We start from the raw sequence: 18841 nt of genomic DNA on the forward strand, positions 1-18841 counted from the left end.
GACTCATTTGCTCAGTTCGGCGCCGGTGGACGTGGTGGCACGAACGCCGCCTTGCCCCGCCAGGATCAGGTTGCCGTTGCCTGCCGCCGTGACGGCGGCCACGGAGATTCGATCCGGGCGGTTGAACACGCTGAAGGTCTCGCCGTCGTCGGTACTGCGCACGACGCTGCCGCCGTTGCCGACAATCACGATGGAACCGTCCGCCAGCAGCGTGGCGCCTGACAGGCCGAACTCCAGGGCACCGCGCGCAGCCTGGAGCTCGACCTGATCCCAAGTGCCGCCGAAGTCAGTGGAACGATAAAGGTTGCCGCGCAAGCCATAGGCCAGCAGCGTCGAAGGTTGGGCGGTGCCGATAACACCGAACAGCGAGCCTTCGTATGGGCCTTCGACTTTTTCCCAGGTCTGGCCCCAATCGGCGGAGCGGAACATGCTGCCGGCCTCGCCGACGATGAATAGCCCGGCATCTTTCACGGCGGCGATCGCATTGAGGTGGAACTGGTCTTCGTTATCCAGGCGGTCGCTGGCGTCTTCCCAGTGCTTGCCGCCGTCAGCAGTTTCCAACAGCGCGCCATAGGCGCCCACGGCGAAACCGTTGCTGGCATCCTTGAACCAGACATCCAACAATGGCGCTTCACGAGCGAGGTCTTCGAATTGCTTGGTCCAGGTGCTGCCGCCGTCATCGCTGGCGAGGATCTGCGCGTCGTGCCCCACGGCCCAGCCGTGTTTGTCATCGACGAAAAATACCGCCGTGAGCAGTTGGCGAGTCGGCACCTTGGCCTGGGTCCAGGACGTGCCCTGGTCATCGGAATAGACAATGTGCCCGCGATCACCGACCGCCACCAGGCGCTGGCCGGCATGGACCACATCGAGCATCAGGGTTTTGCTGGCCTTGGCCGATTCGATGGAATAGATGACATCGGAGGTCGACGCCGCAACAGCCATCACCGGTGCCGACAATACGGCAGAGCCCAGCAGCGACAGCGCCGAAGCCAGCAATGCGACTCTGCGCAGTATCGGCGGCCGGCTGCGGCCCACAGCCATGACAGGCTCATTCATAGACCTTTCCCCCATTATTATTGTTAGGTCATTCAACCCTTCAGGGCGCCGTAAGCAGGCTCTGCAAGGTTGCCGGTCCTGGAGGATAGTCCTGAAACCTGCAATCTAGAGCCACTTCGGAAGCTGACCTATCCTATCGGGCTTTCGAAAGGTCTGACAATCGACGCCGCGTTATCTTTTGTTAACCACGAGGATATAGGCCAAGGGCGAATAAGAAGACATTCGTGAGGATGATGAATGTTGCGAGGGGGCAAGCTCCCACTGGCCATGCAGGAGCCATGCAGGAGCCGCGTAAAAGCCGCGTAAGAGCCGCGTAAGAGCCGTGTAGGAGCCGTGTAGGAGCTGTGTAGGAGCTGTCGAGTGCAACGAGGCTGCGATCTTTCCCCTAACACTTGAGTCTCAAGCGAAAGATCAAGATCAAGATCAAGATCAAGATCAAAAGATCGCAGGCTTCGCCAGCTCCTACAGAGGCCAGCGGGAGCAAGCCAGGCAGAGCCTGTTTATGCCAGGCTCTTGCTCACCACCTCGAACACATCGGTGGAAAGCCCGCCGGACGCCAGGATGCGCTCCAGTTCAGCCTTCATCAGCGCCTGGCGGGCGCTGTCGTATTTGCGCCAGCGAGTCAGCGGGGCCAGTTGCCGGGAGGCAATCTGCGGGTTGAAGCCATTGAGCTGGATGACCAGGTCCGCCAGGAAGCGATAACCCGAACCGTCGGCGGCATGGAAGTTGATCAGGTTCTGCCCGGCAAACGCACCGACCAGCGCGCGCACCTTGTTCGGGTTCTTGATATTGAACGCCGGGTGCTCCATCAATGCCTTGACCCGCGCCAGGCCACCCGGCAACGGGCTGCCGGCCTGGACGCTGAACCATTGGTCCATGACCAGCGGGTTGCCCTTGAAGTTCTCCGCAAACACTTCCAGGGCCTTGGCCTTCTCGGCTTCGAACGGCGAGTTGACCAGTACCGCCAGCGCGGTCAGGCGCTCGGTCATGTTGTCGGCGGTGTCGAACTGTTCCAGGGTCGCGCTCAGCACCTCAGGCTTGTCGCTGAGCATCAGGTACGACAGCGCAATGTTCTGCAACGCGCGACGGGCGAAATGCTCGGCCTCGGCCACATATGGCGTTTTCTTCGACAGGTCGCGATTGGCGGCATAACGCAGCCACAGGGCTTCGAACAGGTTCTCGGCCAACTGCTGGCGGGCGAACTCACGGGCAGCATGGATCGCCTCGACGTCGGCCACTTCGCTGATTTCCGTCAGGTAGGCTTCGCTTGGCAGCGAGAGCATTTCGGCGACCATGGCCTGGTCCAGGGACTCGTCCGTCAGCACGCTGCGCAACGCACTGACCAGGCGCGGATCCAGCGTCAGGCTGGCGCCCTGCTGATGCTGGGCGATCAGATCCTGCAACACTTGCACCGACAGTTGCTGGCCGGCATCCCAGCGGTTGAACCCGTCGCTGTCGTGTTGCATCAGGAACATCAACTGGTCGCGGTTGTACGGGAAGCTCAGCTTCACCGGCGCCGAGAAACCACGCAGCAATGAAGGCAGGGGGTGTTCGGCGATGTCGACAAAGGTGAAGGTCTGCTGGGCTTCGGTCACCGAGATCACCCGTGATGTGCCGTCCGCCGCCGCTTCACCGGCCAGGCGCAACGGGATCCCGCCACCCTGGCTATCCAGCAGGCCCAGTTCCACGGGAATCACGAACGGCAGCTTTTCCATCTTGTCCGGGGTCGGCGGGCAACTCTGGCTGAAGGTCAGGCTGTAGGTCTTGGCGGCGGCATCGTAGGACTCGCTCACTGCCAGCCGTGGCGTACCGGCCTGGCTGTACCAACGCTTGAACTGGGCCAGGTCGACGCCATTGGCATCTTCCATGGCCTTGATGAAGTCATCGCAAGTCACGGCCTGGCCGTCGTGGCGTTCGAAGTACAGGTCACTGCCCTTGCGGAAGCCTTCGGCGCCCAGCAGGGTGTGGATCATGCCTACCACTTCCGAACCCTTTTCGTACACGGTCAGGGTGTAGAAGTTGGAGATCTCGATAAAACTGTCCGGACGCACCGGATGCGCCATGGGGCCGGCGTCTTCGGCGAACTGGTGGGTACGCAGGTACGCCACGTCCTGGATACGCTTGACGGTGGGGGAGTTCATGTCGGCCGAGAAGCCGGCGTCGCGAAACACCGTGAAACCTTCCTTGAGCGACAGTTGGAACCAGTCGCGACAGGTCACGCGGTTGCCCGACCAGTTATGGAAGTATTCGTGGGCAACGATCGCCTCGACCCGCTGATGCGCGGCATCGGTGGCGGTTTCGGCGCGGGCCAGCACAGCGCTGGAGTTGAAGATATTGAGGCCCTTGTTCTCCATGGCGCCCATGTTGAAATCGTTGACCGCGACAATCATGAAGATGTCCAGGTCGTACTCGCGCCCGTATACCTCTTCGTCCCAGCGCATCGACTTCTTCAGGCTGGTCATGGCGTGCTGGCACTTGTCGATGTTTTCCGGCTCGACATAGATGCGTAGCGCTACGCTGCGCTCGCTCAGGGTGGTGAAGGTGTCTTCGACGCACCACAAATCGCCGGCCACCAGGGCAAACAGGTAGGCAGGTTTCTTGAATGGGTCTTCCCAGGTCGCCCAGTGCCGGCCCTCTTCGCCCGGCCCGCTGGCAATCGGGTTGCCGTTGGACAGCAGCACCGGATAGCTGTGCTGCTCGGCCACCACGGTGGTGGTGAACTTGCTCATCACATCCGGGCGGTCGAGGTAATAGGTGATCTTGCGGAAACCCTCGGCCTCGCACTGGGTGCAGAACATGCTGCCGGATTTGTACAGGCCTTCCAGGGCGGTGTTGGTTTCCGGGTGGATCCGGACGGTGGTGTCGACCGTGAAGGCCTGGGCCTTGGGGTGCAGGGTCAGGTGGCTGTCGTCCAGTTGATAGTCGCCCTGCCCCAGGTCGACGTCATCGAGCTTGAGCGAGACCAGTTCCAGGTGCTGGCCATCGAGCACCAGCGGCGGCAGCCCGGCGCCGCGCTCGGGATTGCGGCGCATCACCAGTTGCGCATGGACCAGGCTGTGGTCCTCGAACAACTCGAAGGTCAGGTGCGTCTCATCGATCAGGTACTCGGGCGCCTGATAGTCCTTCAGGTAAATCATCTTCGGTTGTTCGGTGCGCATGGGTCGAATCCTTCTACTGATGCACGGCGAGCTGGTAGGCCGTGTATTTACGAATGTTGATCACGCCGGTGTCAAAAATCAGGTACTGGCCCTTGATCCCCAGCAGCGTGCCTTCGGCAATCGGGTTCTTGTCCAGGTTGAAGCTGACGATCTTGGCCGGGTATTGCTCCACCGGATAACGGATCTCGATGGGCTCGACGTCCGCTATGGTCTGGATCGCTTGCAGGCCGAATCGTTCCTGCAAGCCCTGCAATCCCTGGGCGCAGCTTTCGAACAGCGCGTCGCGGATCGCCGGCAGGTCCACCGCGGCGGCATCGCCCTTGAGCAAGGCGCGCCAGTTGGTCTTGTCCGCCACTTGGCTGCGGAACAGGTCTTCGACAAACCCCGATTGCTGGCGGGTGGCGACCCGCAGGATCGGCAGCGCCTGGCTGGCGCCCTGGTCAAGCCAGCGGGTCGGCAATTGCGTGGCGCGGGTGATGCCGACTTTCACGCCTGAGGAGTTGGCCAGGTAGACCACATGATCGGTCATGCAGAACTGCTCGCCCCAGGCCGGGTCACGACAGGTGCCCGCCTCGTAATGGCAACGCTCGGGGCTCATGATGCACAGGTCGCACTGGGCCAGCTTGGTCATGCAGGGGTAGCAATAACCCTGGCTGAAGCTGGTCTTGGTCCGACGTCCACAGTGGGTACAGTGGATCGCGCCGAGGTACTCCAGGCGCACCGTGCTGCCGATCAACGGGTTGACCGGCACCTCGACATCGCCCAGGCGAAAGGCGTATTGAACGGTCGGCCCGTCAAGGCGCGCCGACATCTTGCTGATTGCACCGCGGCCAATCTCGATCAATGGATGGCGTCCGACTTGAACAGGATATTGGGCACTTCGGTGGATTTCGAGTGGCATTCCTGCGCGCCCATGTAGCCGGTGCGCTCGTCTTCGGGCAGGTTCTGCATTTCCCAGGCGATCATCGCCTGCAGCGACAGCTCGCGCTGCTCGGCGGTGAGCTTGTTGCCATCGGGCCATTTACCGATTTCCACCGCCAGCTTCAGGCTCCGGTAGATGTCGGGGGTGATGTTCTGGATCATTTCTGCAAAAGACGACATGTTAAGCAATCTCCAATAATGTCGTGGTTTTCCAAGGCAAAGCACGACTGACAGCCGTGTGGATACCCGCTAATCTAGAATTCCCTGGACAGCTTGACCTGGGCCAGCTCTTTTTCCAGGGAGCGCCTGAATATCTGTGGCGCGGCAAAGGTGTACGCGGCAAACCCCAGCCACAGCCAGTCAATCGCCTGAGCCACCTGCGGGTAGCCCTGGGCCGTCAGGGTGATGACCACCACCCGATAGACCACGAACATGAGCAACAGCACCACAATGGCGCGACTGGCGCTGCGCTCGCTCATCCAACTGTTGAACCGCCACCATGTTCCCAAAAACAGACTGCCGCGGGCCTTGACGGCGGTCAGCAAGTGCAGCGCGGCCCGGTCATTGGCGTTTTCCTGCAAGGCCCAGATGGCGTGCTCACGCGCGCCCTCGACGTCACCTTCGCGCAACAACAGATGCCCGAGCACCACCACGGCCCCGGTATGCCCCGGTTCGGCCTGCAAGGCCTGGCGGGCGAACTGGTGCGCCTTCCCCCAGTCGCCGCTGGCACGATAAAACTGAGCCATGGCAACCAGATTTGACGCATCGTCGGGCCCCAATTCCAGGGCTTTTTCCAACGGCTCGCGGCTTTGCTCCAGGCGGCCGGTCAACTGGTAAAGATCGGCCAGGGTGCGGTAATTGACCGGATTGAGCGGTTCCATGTCCAGCAACTGGGTCAAGTGTTCCTGGGCCAGCTTGAACTTGCGCAGGGCAATGGCAACCTGGGCGGCGGCGTAATGGGCGAGCGGCAGTTGTGCATCGGCTGCCAGCGCCAACTGCACCTCGCGCCTGGCAGCATGCACGCGGCGCAGATTGATCAGGCACACCGCCAGCAACGCATGGGCTTCGGCCGAGTCCGGATCGCTCGCCAGCAATTGGCGCAGCGCGTCGATAGCACCGTCGTAATGGTCGGCCTGCAAGCGTTGATACGCCAGTTGCAGCAGATAATCGGTATTCATCAGCTCACCACCAGATACCAGAGAGTGGCAGGCACCCACTTGATGACCATGCCCTTGAGCACGAAAGCGCCAACCAGCACGACGGGCAAGCCAAAGCGGTTCAGCACGCCACCGTAGTACTGGTAGATCTCGATGGTCGCGTTTTGCTGCATGAACAGCAGATACCCGATGGCAAGTTTCCACACCACCAGGGTCAACAAGGCGTATTGGATCTGCGCCTGGTTCTGGATGTAACCGGCGTCCACCAGTTGCAGCAGCACCACGCCGATGACCAGACTGCCCACCAGGCAAAGGCCGGCCAGCAACCACTCACGTACGCGGGTCGGGCTGCCCACCGCGATGGCGTTGAAGACAAACCACGGCAAGCCGAGCCAGGCGCCCCCCAGCATCAGCCCCAGCAACGGCCAAAAAGGCGAGACGGCCCACTTGGCCAGAGCGCCCGGACGCGGTTCGTCTTCAATGCGATAACCACCGTACTGCGCCATCAACGGCCCTTCCCATGTTTGTCGAGGAAGGCCAGCACTTCGTCGTACTGGTTACCTTCATTGGCGTAACGCGCGTAATTGCGCGCCGTGGTCAGCCATTCCAGGGTGGTTGCCCGTACTTCCTTGAGCGCCTGCTTGAAATGTCGGTCGCAGATCGGTTGCTCGCTCGCGCCGCTGATGGACTCTTCGATCGCTTCGTCAGCGGCGGTTTCCACCAGCTCACCCAGGTCCGCACCGGAAAAGCCCGAGGTGTTTTTCGCCAGGAAGGCAAAGTCGATGTCCTCGGCCATCGGACGGCCTTGCATCATCAATTTGAGCATGGCTTCCCGGGCAGGCCGGTCCGGCGGCGGCACGAACAGTACCCGGTCAAAACGCCCCGGACGCCTGAAAGCCGAGTCCACCGACCAAGGCACGTTGGTCGCGGCGAGAATCAATACGCCGTGATTGTCCTTGGTAAAACCGTCCATCTCGGACAAGAACTGACTGACAAGCTTCGAAGATGTCGAATCCCGGGTATTGGAGCGCTTGCCCCCCAAGGCCTCGACCTCGTCGAAAAACATTACCGCCGGCGCCTGGGCACGGGCCTGTTCGAACAGCGCGTGCAACTTGCGCTCGGACTCGCCGATGTACATGTCCAGGACATCGGAAATGGCCACGTTGAAGAACGTCGCCTTGCACTCCCCGGCCGTGGCCCGGGCCAGCATGGTCTTGCCACACCCCGGAGGCCCATAGAGCAACACGCCACCGCCGACACGCTTGCGAAAGCGCTGGAACAGGCCGGGCTTCTGATAAGGCAGGATGATTTTTTTGTGGATGGTTTTCTTCAGCTCGTCCAGGCCACCGATGTCATCGAAAGACAGGACTTCCTTTTCCGGCACCAATAGTCGACGGACCTCGGTCTGGTCGGTGTTGTCATTGGAGATCACGCGCAAGCGCGGACGCCCTTGCGCAGCTGAAAAGTCGGTCACGGATACGTTCAACTGACGCCATAGCGCCATGTCTTCAAGGGCTGGGTTGGCATCCACCGCGGCGCGGTATTCCACCTGGGCCTCCTTCATCTGCTCCAGGGCCGCAAAGGCGCGCGCCCTGAGCATCCGCGCAGCAGGCTCGTCGCCTTCAATCAGGCGAAGGGCCCGTTGCGCCTGGCCCGCGGCGATACATAGCCCGGCCGCAGCCATTTTCAAGGCCTGGGCATCGCCCCATTGCTCAAGATCGGCAGGCAGCAACTCAAGCCCGCGCGCGTACTCGCTGCGCTCGACACTGGCGTTGAGCAGCAGTGTCAGCAGCGCGACGTTACCGGGCGCAGCAAGGAGTGCGGCCTCCAGTTGGTCGAACGTCGAATCATCCATGGCACTTCCTCAAAAAATGCGTTCGCGTGACAGACAATCTCATTGCACCACCTCCGGCCGCTCGACATCGACCCAGACGAATTTGTGCGGATCCAGGCGGGTTTCCTGGTCGAGGCGATAGGCGACCAGCTTGCCGTAGAGCACCGCGCTGTAATCCAGGCAGGCCAGGTTCGGGCGAATGGGCGCGGGCTTGCCGCTGCGCCAATAGTGGCCGACGAACAGCAACGGTTCATGGACGCCATAACGCAGCAGGTTGTTTTTTTCATCCGGCGACAGCGGCGTGCGGGCCACCGGTTCCGGCAAGGCGTCGGGCTGGAAGACGATGTCGCCGTAGGTCTGCGGGTTGTCTTCCCAGAACTTGGTGCGGAAAAACGAACGGGTCAGGCCATCGCCACCGGTCAGCGTCAGGCCATGGGGCAGGCGCATGTCGGTGCCACGCAGCAAACGATCGAACACCGTGCTGGCAAAACTGCCCGGTTGCGCCGAGGCCTGGAGGAAATGCTCGTCGACACAACCGTCGGGGAACAGGCCACGCAGCGGTTCGATCAGGCCCGCATCCCAACAGGCATGCACCACCCGGAACCGGCCGGCGTCGACAAACAGCGGCAGCTCGTAGAACCATTTGAGAAAGTCATGCCAGTCGCCGGGATGCTGCTCGAACTGGGTCAGGGTCTCGTTGAGCAGGCGGGCATGGCGCGGCGTGTGTTCGCGCACGTAGCGCTGGCCGCTGCCCGGCAATGCCGGTGTGCTCCAGCCCAGGGCGTTGAACTCGTGGTTGCCCATGATGCACAGCGCCTGGCCGGCCACGACCATGTCGTGGACGATGTGCAGCGCCTCGCGAATCCGCGGGCCACGGTCGATGATGTCCCCCAGGAACACGGCCATGCGCGACGGATGCCGCCAGACCCCGCCCTGCTTGTGGTAACCGAGTCGGTCCAGCAGGTGTTCCAGGGTCAGGGCGCATCCGTGCACGTCACCGATCAAATCGTAACTGCGCGCAGGATCGAGCATCAGTCGCCTCCACCCCCCAACCGACTGCCCCAGCCGAGCTTGGTCCGGCAGACTTCGTAGTAATTGTGATCCAGCGGATGGATCAGGCGCAGCTTCTGCGCTTTTTTGCTGACGGTGATGGTGTCACCCGGCGCGCAGGTGAAATGGTTCTGGCCGTCACAGGACACTTGCGGGTAGATCTGCATATCCTTGGACACGACGATTTTCAGCTCACTGTTGCCATCGACCACAATCGGTCGCCCAGACAAGGTATGGGGGTACATGGGCACAATCACAATAGCGTCGAGCTTGGGATGCATGATCGGCCCGCCGGCCGACAGCGCGTAGGCCGTAGAACCGGTCGGGGTCGCGACGATCAGGCCGTCGGCCTTCTGGCTGCAGACGAACTGGCCGTCGATGTACAGCTCGAATTCGATCATGCGCGTGGATTTGCCAGGGTGCAGCACCACGTCATTGAGGGCATCGCCCTGGCCGATGGCCTCGGCGTGACGACGCACCTCGGCTTGCAGCAGGAAGCGGTTTTCCACCAGGTAGTGGCCGTCCAGCACCTCGGCGACCTTGGTTTCCAGCTCGTCAGGGCGGATATCGGTGAGGAACCCCAGGCTGCCCCGGTTGATCCCCAGCACCGGGATATTGTGCCGCGCCAGGGCCCGGGCGGCCCCCAGCAGGCTGCCGTCGCCGCCGACCACGATCACCATGTCGCAGACCTCGCCCAGCATCTTGCGCGACGACGTCTGCAGGCCATGGCCCGGCAAGACTTCGGCGATGGTATCTTCGAGGATCACATGCAGGTGTCGCTCCAGGAGGAAACGTTTGAGACGGCGAACGGTGTCCAACACCTGCGAACTGCCCAGGCGACCGATGATGCCGATATTGCGAAATTGCTCCATGAGGCTCCTGCGAGGGTCTGCGGCGGGCGAAAACCACGATTATGGGCGAAAGCGCTCCATAGACAAAATCCTTTAAGCCTTCGTCGCAGCAGCTATGCTCGCAAAATGATCCTGTTCCCTGAATTGCTGGACTTGCCTCGCCGCCTTCGCCATCCCGAAGTGCGCGACCTCGCGTGGGCGATCATCGCCCCGCCGATGCTCATCGACACGCCCTGGCCCCAGCGCCATCCCCTGGCCGGCAGTGACTGGGTACAGGCACCTGATCAGTTGGAGCACTGGCTGCGGCAACTGGACCGTGACAGCTACCCGCTGCTGCATTGCCTGTCCCAAGGGCGAACGCGGCGCCTGGGCCTGTATTACGAAAGGCTGTGGCAGTTTGCCGCGCAGCATGCCCCGGGCATCGAACTGATTGCCGCGAACCTGCCGATCCGCCACGAAGGCCAAACGCTGGGTGAACTGGACCTGCTGCTGCGCGATCGTGACGGTATCCATCACCTGGAGCTGGCGATCAAGTTGTACCTTGGCCCCCAGCACGGTAACGGGTTGGACGCCGCGCAATGGCTGGGCCCGGGTTGTCATGATCGGCTCGACCGCAAGCTGGCCCATCTACGCGAACACCAACTGCCGATTTCGGCCCGCCCGGAAAGCCGAGAGGCCCTGGCGGCACTGGGTATCGAGCCCACGGGGATCGAGCTGTTTCGTTCCGAACTCTGGTTGGGCGGGTATCTGCTGTACCCCTGGCCGGGCCAGGCTGAACCGCCGGCCGGTGCCCACCCCCGGCATTTGCGCGGCCGCTGGTTGCACCAGCGGGACTGGCCTGAGTTTATCGCCCAGCGTCCACCGGGGCGCTGGCAACCCCTGCCCCGCGCCGCCTGGCTGGCCCCGGCGCATTATCCGGCGGACCAAACCTGGAGCACCGCGCAATTTGACGCTTGGCGAATGGCCCTGGACCCCATGGCCCCGGCGCAGTTGATGGTGCGCCTGAGCGAAAACGCCGAGGGCGAGTGGGAGGAAGCCGAGCGGGTGTTCCTGGTGGCCGATCTTTGGCCGAATGTGCCGGGTAGTGCTTAATAGATTGGCGCAAGCCCTGTAGGAGCTGGCGAAGCCTGCGATCTCTTGATCTTTCGCTTGAGACTCAAGTGCCAGGGGAAAGATCGCAGCCTCGCTTCGCTCGGCAGCGCCTACAGGGACAACCGCACAGCCAACGCTGCCAACGTCACCAGCAACACCGGCAGCGTCAGCACGATCCCGACCTTGAAGTAATACCCCCAGCTGATCTGGATGTTCTTGCGCGCCAGCACATGCAGCCACAGCAAAGTCGCCAGGCTGCCTATCGGGGTGATTTTCGGGCCCAGGTCGCTGCCGATGACGTTGGCGTAGATCATCGCCTCCTTCACCACTCCGGTGGCCTGGCTGGCGTCGATGGACAAGGCGCCGATCAGCACCGTCGGCAAATTGTTCATGGCCGATGAGAGCAACGCCGTCAACACGCCAGTGCCCATGGCCGCGCCCCACACGCCATATTCGGCGAAGCCGTCGAGCCAATGGGCCAGGTAGCCGGTCAAGCCGGCATTGCGCAGGCCATACACAACCAGGTACATGCCGAGGGAGAAAATCACGATCTGCCACGGCGCTTCCTTCATCACCTTGCGGGTGGAAATCTTGTGGCCGCGGGCCGCGACAGCCAGCAGCAACGCCGCACAGACCGCCGAGATCGCACTGATGGGAATCCCCAGCGGCTCCAGCGCAAAGCAGCCCAGCAGCAAGATCACCAGCACCACCCAGCCGGCATAAAACGTTGCCTGGTCGTGGATCGCCGTCGCCGGATCGTCCAATTGATGCGGGTCGTAGTCGCGCGGGATGTCGCGACGAAAGAACCACAGCAAGATCGCCAGGCTGGCCGCCACGCTGACCAGGTTCACCGGCACCATGACCGCTGCATAGCGGTTGAAACCAATGCCGAAGAAGTCCGCCGAGACAATGTTCACCAGGTTCGATACCACCAGCGGCAGGCTCGCGGTGTCGGCAATGAAACCGGCGCCCATCACGAATGCCAGGGTCGCTACCGGGGAAAAGCGCAATGCCAGCAACATCGAAATCACGATAGGCGTCAGGATCAACGCCGCCCCGTCATTGGCAAACAGGGCCGACACCAGAGCCCCCAGCAGCACCATGAACGCAAACAGCTTGTGTCCACTGCCCTTTCCCCAACGGGCCACATGCAAGGCCGCCCAGGCGAAGAAGCCGGCTTCGTCCAGCAGCAGGCTGATGATGATCAGCGCGACAAACGTACCGGTGGCGTTCCAGATGATCTGCCAGACCAGCGCAATGTCGCTGACCTGCACCACCCCGCTCAACAACGCCAGCAGCGCGCCGAGCGTCGCGCTCCAGCCGACGCCAAGCCCCTTGGGCTGCCAGATCACCAGCGTAATGGTCAGCAGGAAAATCAACGACGCGATCAGCATGCGCAACAGCCTTGGAAGGAGAACTGAAAAGAGGGAGTCAGGCGTGACGAAAAACGGCCTGGTGGTGCGAAGGGGCGAATATATGGAAATTCGAATATTCAGTAAAGCGCGCAGATGAGTTGCCGATGTCGCGAGGGAGGGTTATTCCACTGTGGGAGCAAGGCCTTGCTCCCACAGAAAATCACTTCGCCACAAAGGCGATTGGCTTGAAGCTGTGCGAAGAGATCAAGCCTTCTTGTGTTGCTCGACCCACTGGCCGTAGGCATCGATGAACTTCTGCAGGAAAGGCCGTACCGACTCCGACAGGTTGCCCGCCTCGTCAAACGCCGTCCCGGCACCGTTCAGGTAGGCTTCCGGCTGCTGCATGCAGGGAACGTCAAGGAAGACCAGCGACTGGCGCAAATGATGGTTGGCGCCGAAACCACCGACGGCGCCCGGCGAAGCACTGATCACCGCGCCCGGCTTACCGCTCAGGCAACTCTGGCCATAGGGACGCGAACCGACGTCGATGGCATTCTTCAGCGGCGCCGGCACCGAGCGGTTGTACTCAGGCGTGACGAACAACAAGGCGTCGGCCGCGCCCACCTGCTGGCGGAATGTGGTGTAGGCTGGCGGCGGTGTTACATCGATGTCTTCGTTATAAAGTGGCAGTTCGCCAATCTCGACGATGTTCAGCTTGAGGTTGGCTGGCGCCAGGTCAGCCAGTGCCAGCGCGACCTTGCGGTTGATCGATGCCTTGCGCAGGCTGCCCACCAAAACGGCCACTGTATAGACATTACTCATAAGAGGCTTCTCGACTGTCAGCTCAAAGGAGCCTGTAGTTATAGATGATCGGGGCAACAATTGGACCAGTGGAGCGACGAAAACCTGTCGGCTGGACTATTTTTTTCATGTAGGAAAACTTACCGCGCTTGACCAGGGTCTACAGAACCGCAAATCGAGTGATTTATTTCCAGAGGTTCTAAGCGATGGCAGCAGTACTTGTCGGACAATTTCATGCGCGGGACGGCGAAGGTCGCGTCTATTCGGTGCATGAGTTCCAGGAATCGACCCCGTCGCCTGACGGAAACGGCAAGGAGCCTGTCACCACCTATAAGCTGGCTATCGGTGATCGAGTCAACAAACTCGACGACGGCAAATTTATTCTGGTGCAATCTCAAATCGAATTGACGCGCGAACCGGAACCGCCACTGCAGGCGCAAACATCCACTGAAACGCAAATAGCGCTGTAACCAATTGGTTATGAGCAGAAGTCATGCCCGGACTTGGGTTAGGATTCAGCCACTTGATGGCTCACCCGCCGAACATGGACTTCTTGCATGCGTTTACGCCACATCGAAGTGATCCAGGCGCTGTTGCAAACCGGCCACCTCGGCACGGCGGCCGAATGGCTGCAACTGCCGGTGGCGGAGGTCGAGGCGATCCTGCGCGATGCCGAGGCCCAGTTGGGCTTCATGCTCTTTGCCAGCGTGCGCGGGCGTTTGCAGGCCACCCGGGAAACCCTTGAACTGCGCGAAGGCATCACGCGGGTGTACGACACCCTCGAACCGGTGCAGCGCCTGGCCAGCAGCCTGAAACTCTATCAAGCGCCGCCCTTGCGTATTATCTGCACCCCGCCGCTGGCCCAGCAATTGTTACCCCAGAGCATCGCTGCCTTGCGTCGCCGCCATCCGGATGCACCTTGCACCCTGCTCAGCCAACCGACCCGCGACATCGTCCACAGCCTGCTGTTGCGTGAAAGCGACCTGGGCCTGAGCTTGCACGATCCCGAACACCCCGACATTCATTGCCAGACGATCGCCCAAGGCAAGCTGCAATTGCTGGCACCCCACGGCTGGCTGCAACCACGGCAGAAATACATTTCACTCCAGGACCTGGCGGGCCAGCCATTGATAGGCCTGGATGGCCATGACCCGCTGAGCCCTGCGTTCGAGCATAAACTGGCGGCGTTGCGACCGGCACCGATGATCCAGATCCGCGTCCAGACCCATCAAATGATGCGCGCCATGGTCGAGGCCGGCGAAGGTCTTGCCATCGTCGACCCGTTCACTGCCTCCGGTGCCAAGGGCAGTGGCCTGGACGTCTGCCCGGTATCGCCCGCCATTGCGATTGGCCTCTATGCCCTGAGCCTGAACGGCACGCCGCCCTCACCCGCCCTCCAATCGCTGCTGGAACGGGTTACGGAACAAGCCGAGGCGTTGTTGAGCCACTGATCGACATGCCCAGCGGATCGTCGAACAACCGGTACCAGAACAACGCCACTTCAGCGGTATGCCGGTCAATGCCGCGATAGCGCAGGTGATCGATACCGCCAAGCACGTAACCGCAACGCTCATAGAGCCGGCACGCACCCAGATTGTTGTTCTGGGTCTCGAGCATGATGCCCGGCAGTTTTTTCTTGCGGCTCCAGAACTGGGCGACATCGAGCAACGCCTTGGCCACCCCATGGCGACGGGCCGGGGCGTGTACCGCCAACTCGTCGATGTGGGCATAGCCGTTCCAGTTGGTACTGACCACCAGATGCCCCACGGGCTGGTCATCGAGATAAGCCATGAAGATCTCGCTGTCCGGGGCGTCGCGAAAACTGCTGAACTCCTCGGGATCGATGCCATAGCACTTGCGATAGGGAACAATGGGCGTCACCGGCCACTGGCCGACGGGCCGGCCGATCTGCGCCGTCGCGTAATCGCTGACTTCGAAACTGAAATCACTGCCCCAGATATAGGCGGCAAAGCCGTCATCGACGACGCGCACCGACAAGCCGGGGTGCTTGGGATTCATGACCGGTTGCATACTGGGGAAGGTCCTCATTCCTTGAGGCAACCAACGGCGTGGTGCCATCCATTGCCCTTGTCTTTCAAGTCTTCACACATCAAGCGGGATCCGTGGACTGCCCGTTACCTCAGGGTAGAAGGTCGTGGCGATTGTGGCGAGAAATGAACGATGGATGCAGTAGCCCACTTAAGGCTGAATGAATCATTGTGGCCAGAGATTGTTCCCGCTGCCCTCTGTAGGAGCTGCCGAAGGCTGCGATCTTTTCCCTGACCATTGAGTCTCTCAAGTGAAAGATCAAAAGATCGCAGCCTCGCTTCGCTCGACAGCTCCTACAGGGCCCTTTCCAGAGTTCATCCGTGCGAAGCGGCCTGCGACTCGGCCAACTGCGTCCACAATGCCGGAGCACCTGCGGACTTGGCGATGGCTTCCAGACGCGCGGCATGTTCGGCCAGGTCGCTTTCGCTGGCACGGATGATCCGCGATGGCTGGCGGTCAGCGGGCAAACGGCGGATTTCCGTGGCCTGGTTGCCAGAGCCTTCGCCAGTACCGTTACCGTCCGAGGCGTTACCGGCCAGGGACAGGCTGGTCTGGCCGCCGGTCATGGTCAGGTAGACGTCGGCCAGGATCTCGGAGTCGAGCAAGGCGCCGTGCAGTTCACGACCGGAGTTGTCGACGCCGTAGCGCTTGCACAAGGCGTCGAGGCTGTTGCGCTGCCCAGGATGGCGTTCCCGGGCCATCATCAAGGTATCGAGGATGGTGCAATGCTGGGTAATGTCGGCCCGGTCGTGCTGGCCCATCAGGGCAAATTCGTTGTTGATGAACCCGACGTCGAACGCCGCATTATGGATGATCAACTGCGCGCCTTGGATGAATTCGAAGAACTCATCGGCCACTTCGGCGAAGCGCGGCTTGCCCACCAAAAACTCGTTGGTGATGCCGTGCACGCCGATGGCGCCCTCGTCACTTTCGCGATCCGGTTGCAGGTAAACGTGGAAATGGCGACCGGTCAGGCGCCGGCCGATCAGCTCGACACAACCGATTTCAATGATCCGGTGACCATCGGTCACCGGCATGCCGGTGGTTTCGGTATCCAGTACTACAGATCTGTTGGCCATCAGTGTTCAGTTCCCAGCGGACATGCTTGCAAAGGCGCGGATGTTAACACGCTCTTGTGGCAAGGGGATTTACCTGAGAGCCAGGCTCGTGGAAGCAGATGATGAGCGAGAGCAAACACTGTGGGAGCAAAGCTTGCTCGCGATGAAGATCATGCGCTCTTGCAGGAAAACCGGGGCGCCTGTGTCGCGAGCAAGCTTTGCTCCCACACAAGCGCCTCGCCATAGGAGGTACATCCGGCTGAATCAGGCCTGCTTGTAGCCCCGAACCTCATCGACCCCACGATTGGCCAACTGGTCGGCGCGTTCGTTGCCGTGGTGGCCGATGTGGCCGCGCACCCATTTCCAAGTGACGTTGTGGCGGTTGACCTGCTCATCCAGCAGCTTCCAGAGGTCGGCATTTTTCACCGGTTCCTTCGCCGCCGTCTTCCAGCCGCGCTTTTTCCAGTTCGCCATCCACTCGTTGATGCCTTTCATGACGTACTGCGAGTCGGTCACCAGCAGCACATCGCAGGGCCGCTTGAGCTCTTCCAGGCCACGGATCGCACCCATCAGTTCCATGCGATTGTTGGTGGTATTGGTTTCGCCGCCCCAGAGTTCCTTCTCCACGCCCTTGCACACCAGCAACGCGCCCCAGCCGCCCGGACCGGGGTTGCCTTTGCAGGCGCCATCAGTGAAGAGTTCTACGCTATCGCTCATGCCAATCTATCCAGAAAAAATGCAAAGGCCCGCCGATCGGCCCGACAACACGCGCGGCCCGATACCGGCAAGACCATCGAAAAAGGTTACGGCCCGATGTGGCGACGATTGACCTTGGCCATTGGCAAGGGAATCAGTTTGCCCATCGGCTCGCGTCGCGCCTGGCGCACCGGGCGCAGCCCGACCGCGATCTTGCGCGCCACCAATAGGTAGAAGCCGCCGCCGGACAGCTGCCAGTCACCGGCCTTGCGCTCCCAGCCGGCCAGGCGCGCCTGCCACTTGGGCGATGCAAGCGGCGGACGATAGCACCCGAAGCGGCGTTTCTCCAGCGCAAAGCCCAGCAGGTTGAGCCAGTCGCCAACCCTCGACGCCGAGATGCAGCGGGCCTGGCGCAAGGCGTCATGAGCAAAGACATGACGCAAGCCCCAAGCGCTCCAGGGGTTGATGCCGATGATCAACAGGTGCCCGCCGGGGCGCACGCTGCTGGCGGCTTCACGCAACAAACCGTGGGGCGACAGGCAGAAATCCAGGCCGTGCTGCATGACCACCACGTCGGCGGCATGTTCGCTCAACGGCCAGGCCTGCTCCTCGCAGACGATTTCCACCCCGGGCAACGGCGCCCCCAGGCGCACGTTGCGCTGGACTTGCGGTGCCGACGGCGGCGTCTGCGCCGAAGGTCCGTAGTGCACCAGATAGCCGCCGAAGAACCGGCCCAACTCGTCTTCGAGCATGTGCCGTTCTTCTTCCAGCAAAAATTGCCCGACAGGGCCGGACAGCCATTCACGGGCGGCACTGATCAACGCCAACCAGTCAGGATCAGCCTGAGCGAACGCTTCATCGGTCATTGCATTCTCCAACGCGTCAGGAAGTTCTAAGATGCGCCTTTGTTTTCCGCTTGGCGAATTCCGCGATGATACAGATCAGTGCCCTGCCCGCATTCACCGATAACTACATCTGGTTGTTACAGGATCACTCTACCCAACGGTGCGCCGTGGTCGACCCGGGTGACGCCGCGCCGGTGCAGGCCTGGCTCGAGGCCCATCCGGGCTGGGTCCTGAGCGACATCTTGATCACCCACCATCATCATGATCACGTCGGCGGCGTCCAGGTACTGAAAAATGCGACGAACGCCACCGTCCATGGCCCGGCCAGCGAAAACATCCCGGCGCGGGACAAGGCCCTGCATGACAACGACAAGGTCAGCGTGCTCGGCTGGGACTTCGATGTCTACGCCGTGCCTGGCCATACGCTGGGGCACATCGCCTACTACCACCACGGCCTGCTGTTCTGTGGCGACACCCTGTTCGCTGCCGGTTGCGGCCGGCTCTTCGAAGGCACGCCTGCGCAAATGCACCACTCGCTCAGTCGCCTCGCCGCCCTGCCTGAAGATACGCTGATCTACTGCACCCATGAATATACCCTCAGCAACCTGAAATTCGCGGCCGCCGTGGAGCCAGGCAATCCGGACATCGCCGCCCGCCTGGAAAAAGTCAGCCGACAACGCAGCGAAGGCATCATGACACTGCCCTCGACCCTGGCCCTGGAAAAACTCACCAACCCGTTCCTGCGCACGACTGAAACATCCGTTAAACAAAAAGCAGACGAACGGAATGGCCAGCGAAACCAGACGCCAAGTGAGGTTTTTGCGGCCTTGAGAGCTTGGAAAGATAAGTTCTAAGGCAGCTATCGCTTGATACAAAAATTCTGAAAGGTTGACCTGCTGGGGTGCGCTTCCTAGAATC

The 18841-nt window shown here is 61.4% G+C and carries 19 protein-coding genes; 4 read left to right on the plus strand and 15 right to left on the minus strand.

Annotated features, from left to right (window positions below; genetic code table 11):
• Window positions 1-3: 3 nt before the first annotated feature.
• The 9 genes from GFU70_RS15960 to GFU70_RS16000 form a co-directional block, all read right to left on the minus strand.
• Entirely contained in the window at window positions 4-1056 is a 1053-nt protein-coding gene (locus tag GFU70_RS15960; protein WP_058544579.1) for a WD40/YVTN/BNR-like repeat-containing protein, read from the minus strand.
• A 500-nt stretch (window positions 1057-1556) separates the two neighbouring features.
• A complete protein-coding gene (pepN, locus tag GFU70_RS15965; protein ID WP_153388407.1) occupies window positions 1557-4214 on the minus strand; it encodes an aminopeptidase N in 2658 nt (885 codons plus the stop codon).
• Window positions 4215-4227: 13 nt separating this feature from the next.
• Window positions 4228-5058: a DUF2797 domain-containing protein gene (locus tag GFU70_RS15970; protein ID WP_072341749.1), complete on the minus strand. Its 831-nt coding sequence runs from the start codon at window positions 5056-5058 to the stop codon at window positions 4228-4230.
• Window positions 5055-5315 carry a YeaC family protein gene (locus GFU70_RS15975; protein ID WP_153388408.1) on the minus strand — a complete coding sequence of 87 codons (261 nt, stop codon included), beginning with the start codon at window positions 5313-5315 and terminating at the stop codon, window positions 5055-5057. The genes GFU70_RS15970 and GFU70_RS15975 overlap by 4 nt, the downstream gene beginning before the upstream one ends.
• 74 nt (window positions 5316-5389) lie before the next feature.
• Complete coding sequence (locus GFU70_RS15980; protein ID WP_058544575.1) at window positions 5390-6313, minus strand: tetratricopeptide repeat protein; 924 nt, start codon at window positions 6311-6313, stop codon at window positions 5390-5392.
• A complete protein-coding gene (locus GFU70_RS15985; protein ID WP_043042394.1) occupies window positions 6313-6798 on the minus strand; it encodes a hypothetical protein in 486 nt (161 codons plus the stop codon). The genes GFU70_RS15980 and GFU70_RS15985 overlap by 1 nt, the downstream gene beginning before the upstream one ends.
• Window positions 6798-8147, minus strand: coding sequence for an ATP-binding protein (locus GFU70_RS15990; protein WP_058544574.1), 1350 nt, complete (start codon window positions 8145-8147; stop codon window positions 6798-6800). The genes GFU70_RS15985 and GFU70_RS15990 overlap by 1 nt, the downstream gene beginning before the upstream one ends.
• Window positions 8148-8186: 39 nt before the next feature.
• Window positions 8187-9161 carry a metallophosphoesterase gene (locus GFU70_RS15995; protein ID WP_193034309.1) on the minus strand — a complete coding sequence of 325 codons (975 nt, stop codon included), beginning with the start codon at window positions 9159-9161 and terminating at the stop codon, window positions 8187-8189.
• Window positions 9158-10048, minus strand: a complete 891-nt coding sequence (locus GFU70_RS16000; RefSeq protein ID WP_003202709.1) for an NAD(+) kinase — start codon at window positions 10046-10048, stop codon at window positions 9158-9160. Before GFU70_RS16000 ends, GFU70_RS15995 begins: the two co-directional genes overlap by 4 nt.
• Window positions 10049-10153: 105 nt before the next feature.
• Here GFU70_RS16000 and GFU70_RS16005 point away from each other — a divergent pair, with 105 nt between their 5' ends.
• On the plus strand, window positions 10154-11119 hold the full coding sequence (locus GFU70_RS16005) for a DUF1853 family protein (RefSeq protein WP_058544572.1): 966 nt from the start codon (window positions 10154-10156) through the stop codon (window positions 11117-11119).
• A gap of 110 nt (window positions 11120-11229) precedes the next feature.
• Here the strand turns inward: GFU70_RS16005 and GFU70_RS16010 are convergent, their stop codons facing one another.
• On the minus strand, window positions 11230-12513 hold the full coding sequence (locus GFU70_RS16010; RefSeq protein WP_153388410.1) for an arsenic transporter: 1284 nt from the start codon (window positions 12511-12513) through the stop codon (window positions 11230-11232).
• A gap of 225 nt (window positions 12514-12738) precedes the next feature.
• A complete protein-coding gene (locus GFU70_RS16015; RefSeq protein ID WP_058544570.1) occupies window positions 12739-13296 on the minus strand; it encodes an NADPH-dependent FMN reductase in 558 nt (185 codons plus the stop codon).
• A gap of 185 nt (window positions 13297-13481) precedes the next feature.
• On the opposite strand from GFU70_RS16015, the gene GFU70_RS16020 reads away from it, so the two are divergent.
• Both GFU70_RS16020 and GFU70_RS16025 read left to right on the plus strand, forming a co-directional pair.
• Window positions 13482-13745 carry a hypothetical protein gene (locus GFU70_RS16020; RefSeq protein WP_058544569.1) on the plus strand — a complete coding sequence of 88 codons (264 nt, stop codon included), beginning with the start codon at window positions 13482-13484 and terminating at the stop codon, window positions 13743-13745.
• A gap of 87 nt (window positions 13746-13832) precedes the next feature.
• Window positions 13833-14726 carry a LysR family transcriptional regulator gene (locus GFU70_RS16025; RefSeq protein WP_058544568.1) on the plus strand — a complete coding sequence of 298 codons (894 nt, stop codon included), beginning with the start codon at window positions 13833-13835 and terminating at the stop codon, window positions 14724-14726.
• On the opposite strand, the gene GFU70_RS16030 is transcribed toward GFU70_RS16025, so the two are convergent.
• The 4 genes from GFU70_RS16030 to GFU70_RS16045 all read right to left on the minus strand — a co-directional run bounded on the left by GFU70_RS16030 (window position 14692) and on the right by GFU70_RS16045 (window position 17944).
• A complete protein-coding gene (locus GFU70_RS16030; protein ID WP_058544567.1) occupies window positions 14692-15306 on the minus strand; it encodes a GNAT family N-acetyltransferase in 615 nt (204 codons plus the stop codon). The genes GFU70_RS16025 and GFU70_RS16030 overlap by 35 nt on opposite strands.
• Before the next feature lie 332 nt (window positions 15307-15638).
• A complete protein-coding gene (gene dnaQ / locus GFU70_RS16035) occupies window positions 15639-16403 on the minus strand; it encodes a DNA polymerase III subunit epsilon (RefSeq protein ID WP_058544566.1) in 765 nt (254 codons plus the stop codon).
• 243 nt (window positions 16404-16646) lie between these two features.
• Entirely contained in the window at window positions 16647-17099 is a 453-nt protein-coding gene (gene rnhA / locus GFU70_RS16040) for a ribonuclease HI (protein ID WP_058544565.1), read from the minus strand.
• 86 nt (window positions 17100-17185) lie between these two features.
• Window positions 17186-17944, minus strand: coding sequence for a class I SAM-dependent methyltransferase (locus GFU70_RS16045; RefSeq protein WP_058544564.1), 759 nt, complete (start codon window positions 17942-17944; stop codon window positions 17186-17188).
• A gap of 65 nt (window positions 17945-18009) precedes the next feature.
• Here GFU70_RS16045 and gloB point away from each other — a divergent pair, with 65 nt between their 5' ends.
• Complete coding sequence (gene gloB, locus GFU70_RS16050; RefSeq protein WP_058544563.1) at window positions 18010-18777, plus strand: hydroxyacylglutathione hydrolase; 768 nt, start codon at window positions 18010-18012, stop codon at window positions 18775-18777.
• Window positions 18778-18841: the final 64 nt, after the last annotated feature.

Source organism: Pseudomonas brassicacearum (genome assembly GCF_009601685.2).
GTDB classification, from domain to species: Bacteria; Pseudomonadota; Gammaproteobacteria; order Pseudomonadales; family Pseudomonadaceae; genus Aquipseudomonas; species Aquipseudomonas kilonensis_B.

What these genes read in the sequence shown, in the direction of transcription:
- GFU70_RS15960 (WP_058544579.1), bottom strand. Translation starts at nt 1,056, where the DNA reads ATGAATGAGCCTGTCATGGCTGTGGGCCGCAGCCGGCCGCCGATACTG.
- pepN (WP_153388407.1), bottom strand. Translation starts at nt 4,214, where the DNA reads ATGCGCACCGAACAACCGAAGATGATTTACCTGAAGGACTATCAGGCG.
- GFU70_RS15975 (WP_153388408.1), bottom strand. Translation starts at nt 5,315, where the DNA reads ATGTCGTCTTTTGCAGAAATGATCCAGAACATCACCCCCGACATCTAC.
- GFU70_RS15980 (WP_058544575.1), bottom strand. Translation starts at nt 6,313, where the DNA reads ATGAATACCGATTATCTGCTGCAACTGGCGTATCAACGCTTGCAGGCC.
- GFU70_RS15985 (WP_043042394.1), bottom strand. Translation starts at nt 6,798, where the DNA reads ATGGCGCAGTACGGTGGTTATCGCATTGAAGACGAACCGCGTCCGGGC.
- GFU70_RS15990 (WP_058544574.1), bottom strand. Translation starts at nt 8,147, where the DNA reads ATGGATGATTCGACGTTCGACCAACTGGAGGCCGCACTCCTTGCTGCG.
- GFU70_RS16000 (WP_003202709.1), bottom strand. Translation starts at nt 10,048, where the DNA reads ATGGAGCAATTTCGCAATATCGGCATCATCGGTCGCCTGGGCAGTTCG.
- GFU70_RS16005 (WP_058544572.1), top strand. Translation starts at nt 10,154, where the DNA reads ATGATCCTGTTCCCTGAATTGCTGGACTTGCCTCGCCGCCTTCGCCAT.
- GFU70_RS16010 (WP_153388410.1), bottom strand. Translation starts at nt 12,513, where the DNA reads ATGCTGATCGCGTCGTTGATTTTCCTGCTGACCATTACGCTGGTGATC.
- GFU70_RS16015 (WP_058544570.1), bottom strand. Translation starts at nt 13,296, where the DNA reads ATGAGTAATGTCTATACAGTGGCCGTTTTGGTGGGCAGCCTGCGCAAG.
- GFU70_RS16020 (WP_058544569.1), top strand. Translation starts at nt 13,482, where the DNA reads ATGGCAGCAGTACTTGTCGGACAATTTCATGCGCGGGACGGCGAAGGT.
- GFU70_RS16025 (WP_058544568.1), top strand. Translation starts at nt 13,833, where the DNA reads ATGCGTTTACGCCACATCGAAGTGATCCAGGCGCTGTTGCAAACCGGC.
- GFU70_RS16030 (WP_058544567.1), bottom strand. Translation starts at nt 15,306, where the DNA reads ATGCAACCGGTCATGAATCCCAAGCACCCCGGCTTGTCGGTGCGCGTC.
- dnaQ (WP_058544566.1), bottom strand. Translation starts at nt 16,403, where the DNA reads ATGGCCAACAGATCTGTAGTACTGGATACCGAAACCACCGGCATGCCG.
- rnhA (WP_058544565.1), bottom strand. Translation starts at nt 17,099, where the DNA reads ATGAGCGATAGCGTAGAACTCTTCACTGATGGCGCCTGCAAAGGCAAC.
- GFU70_RS16045 (WP_058544564.1), bottom strand. Translation starts at nt 17,944, where the DNA reads ATGACCGATGAAGCGTTCGCTCAGGCTGATCCTGACTGGTTGGCGTTG.
- gloB (WP_058544563.1), top strand. Translation starts at nt 18,010, where the DNA reads ATGATACAGATCAGTGCCCTGCCCGCATTCACCGATAACTACATCTGG.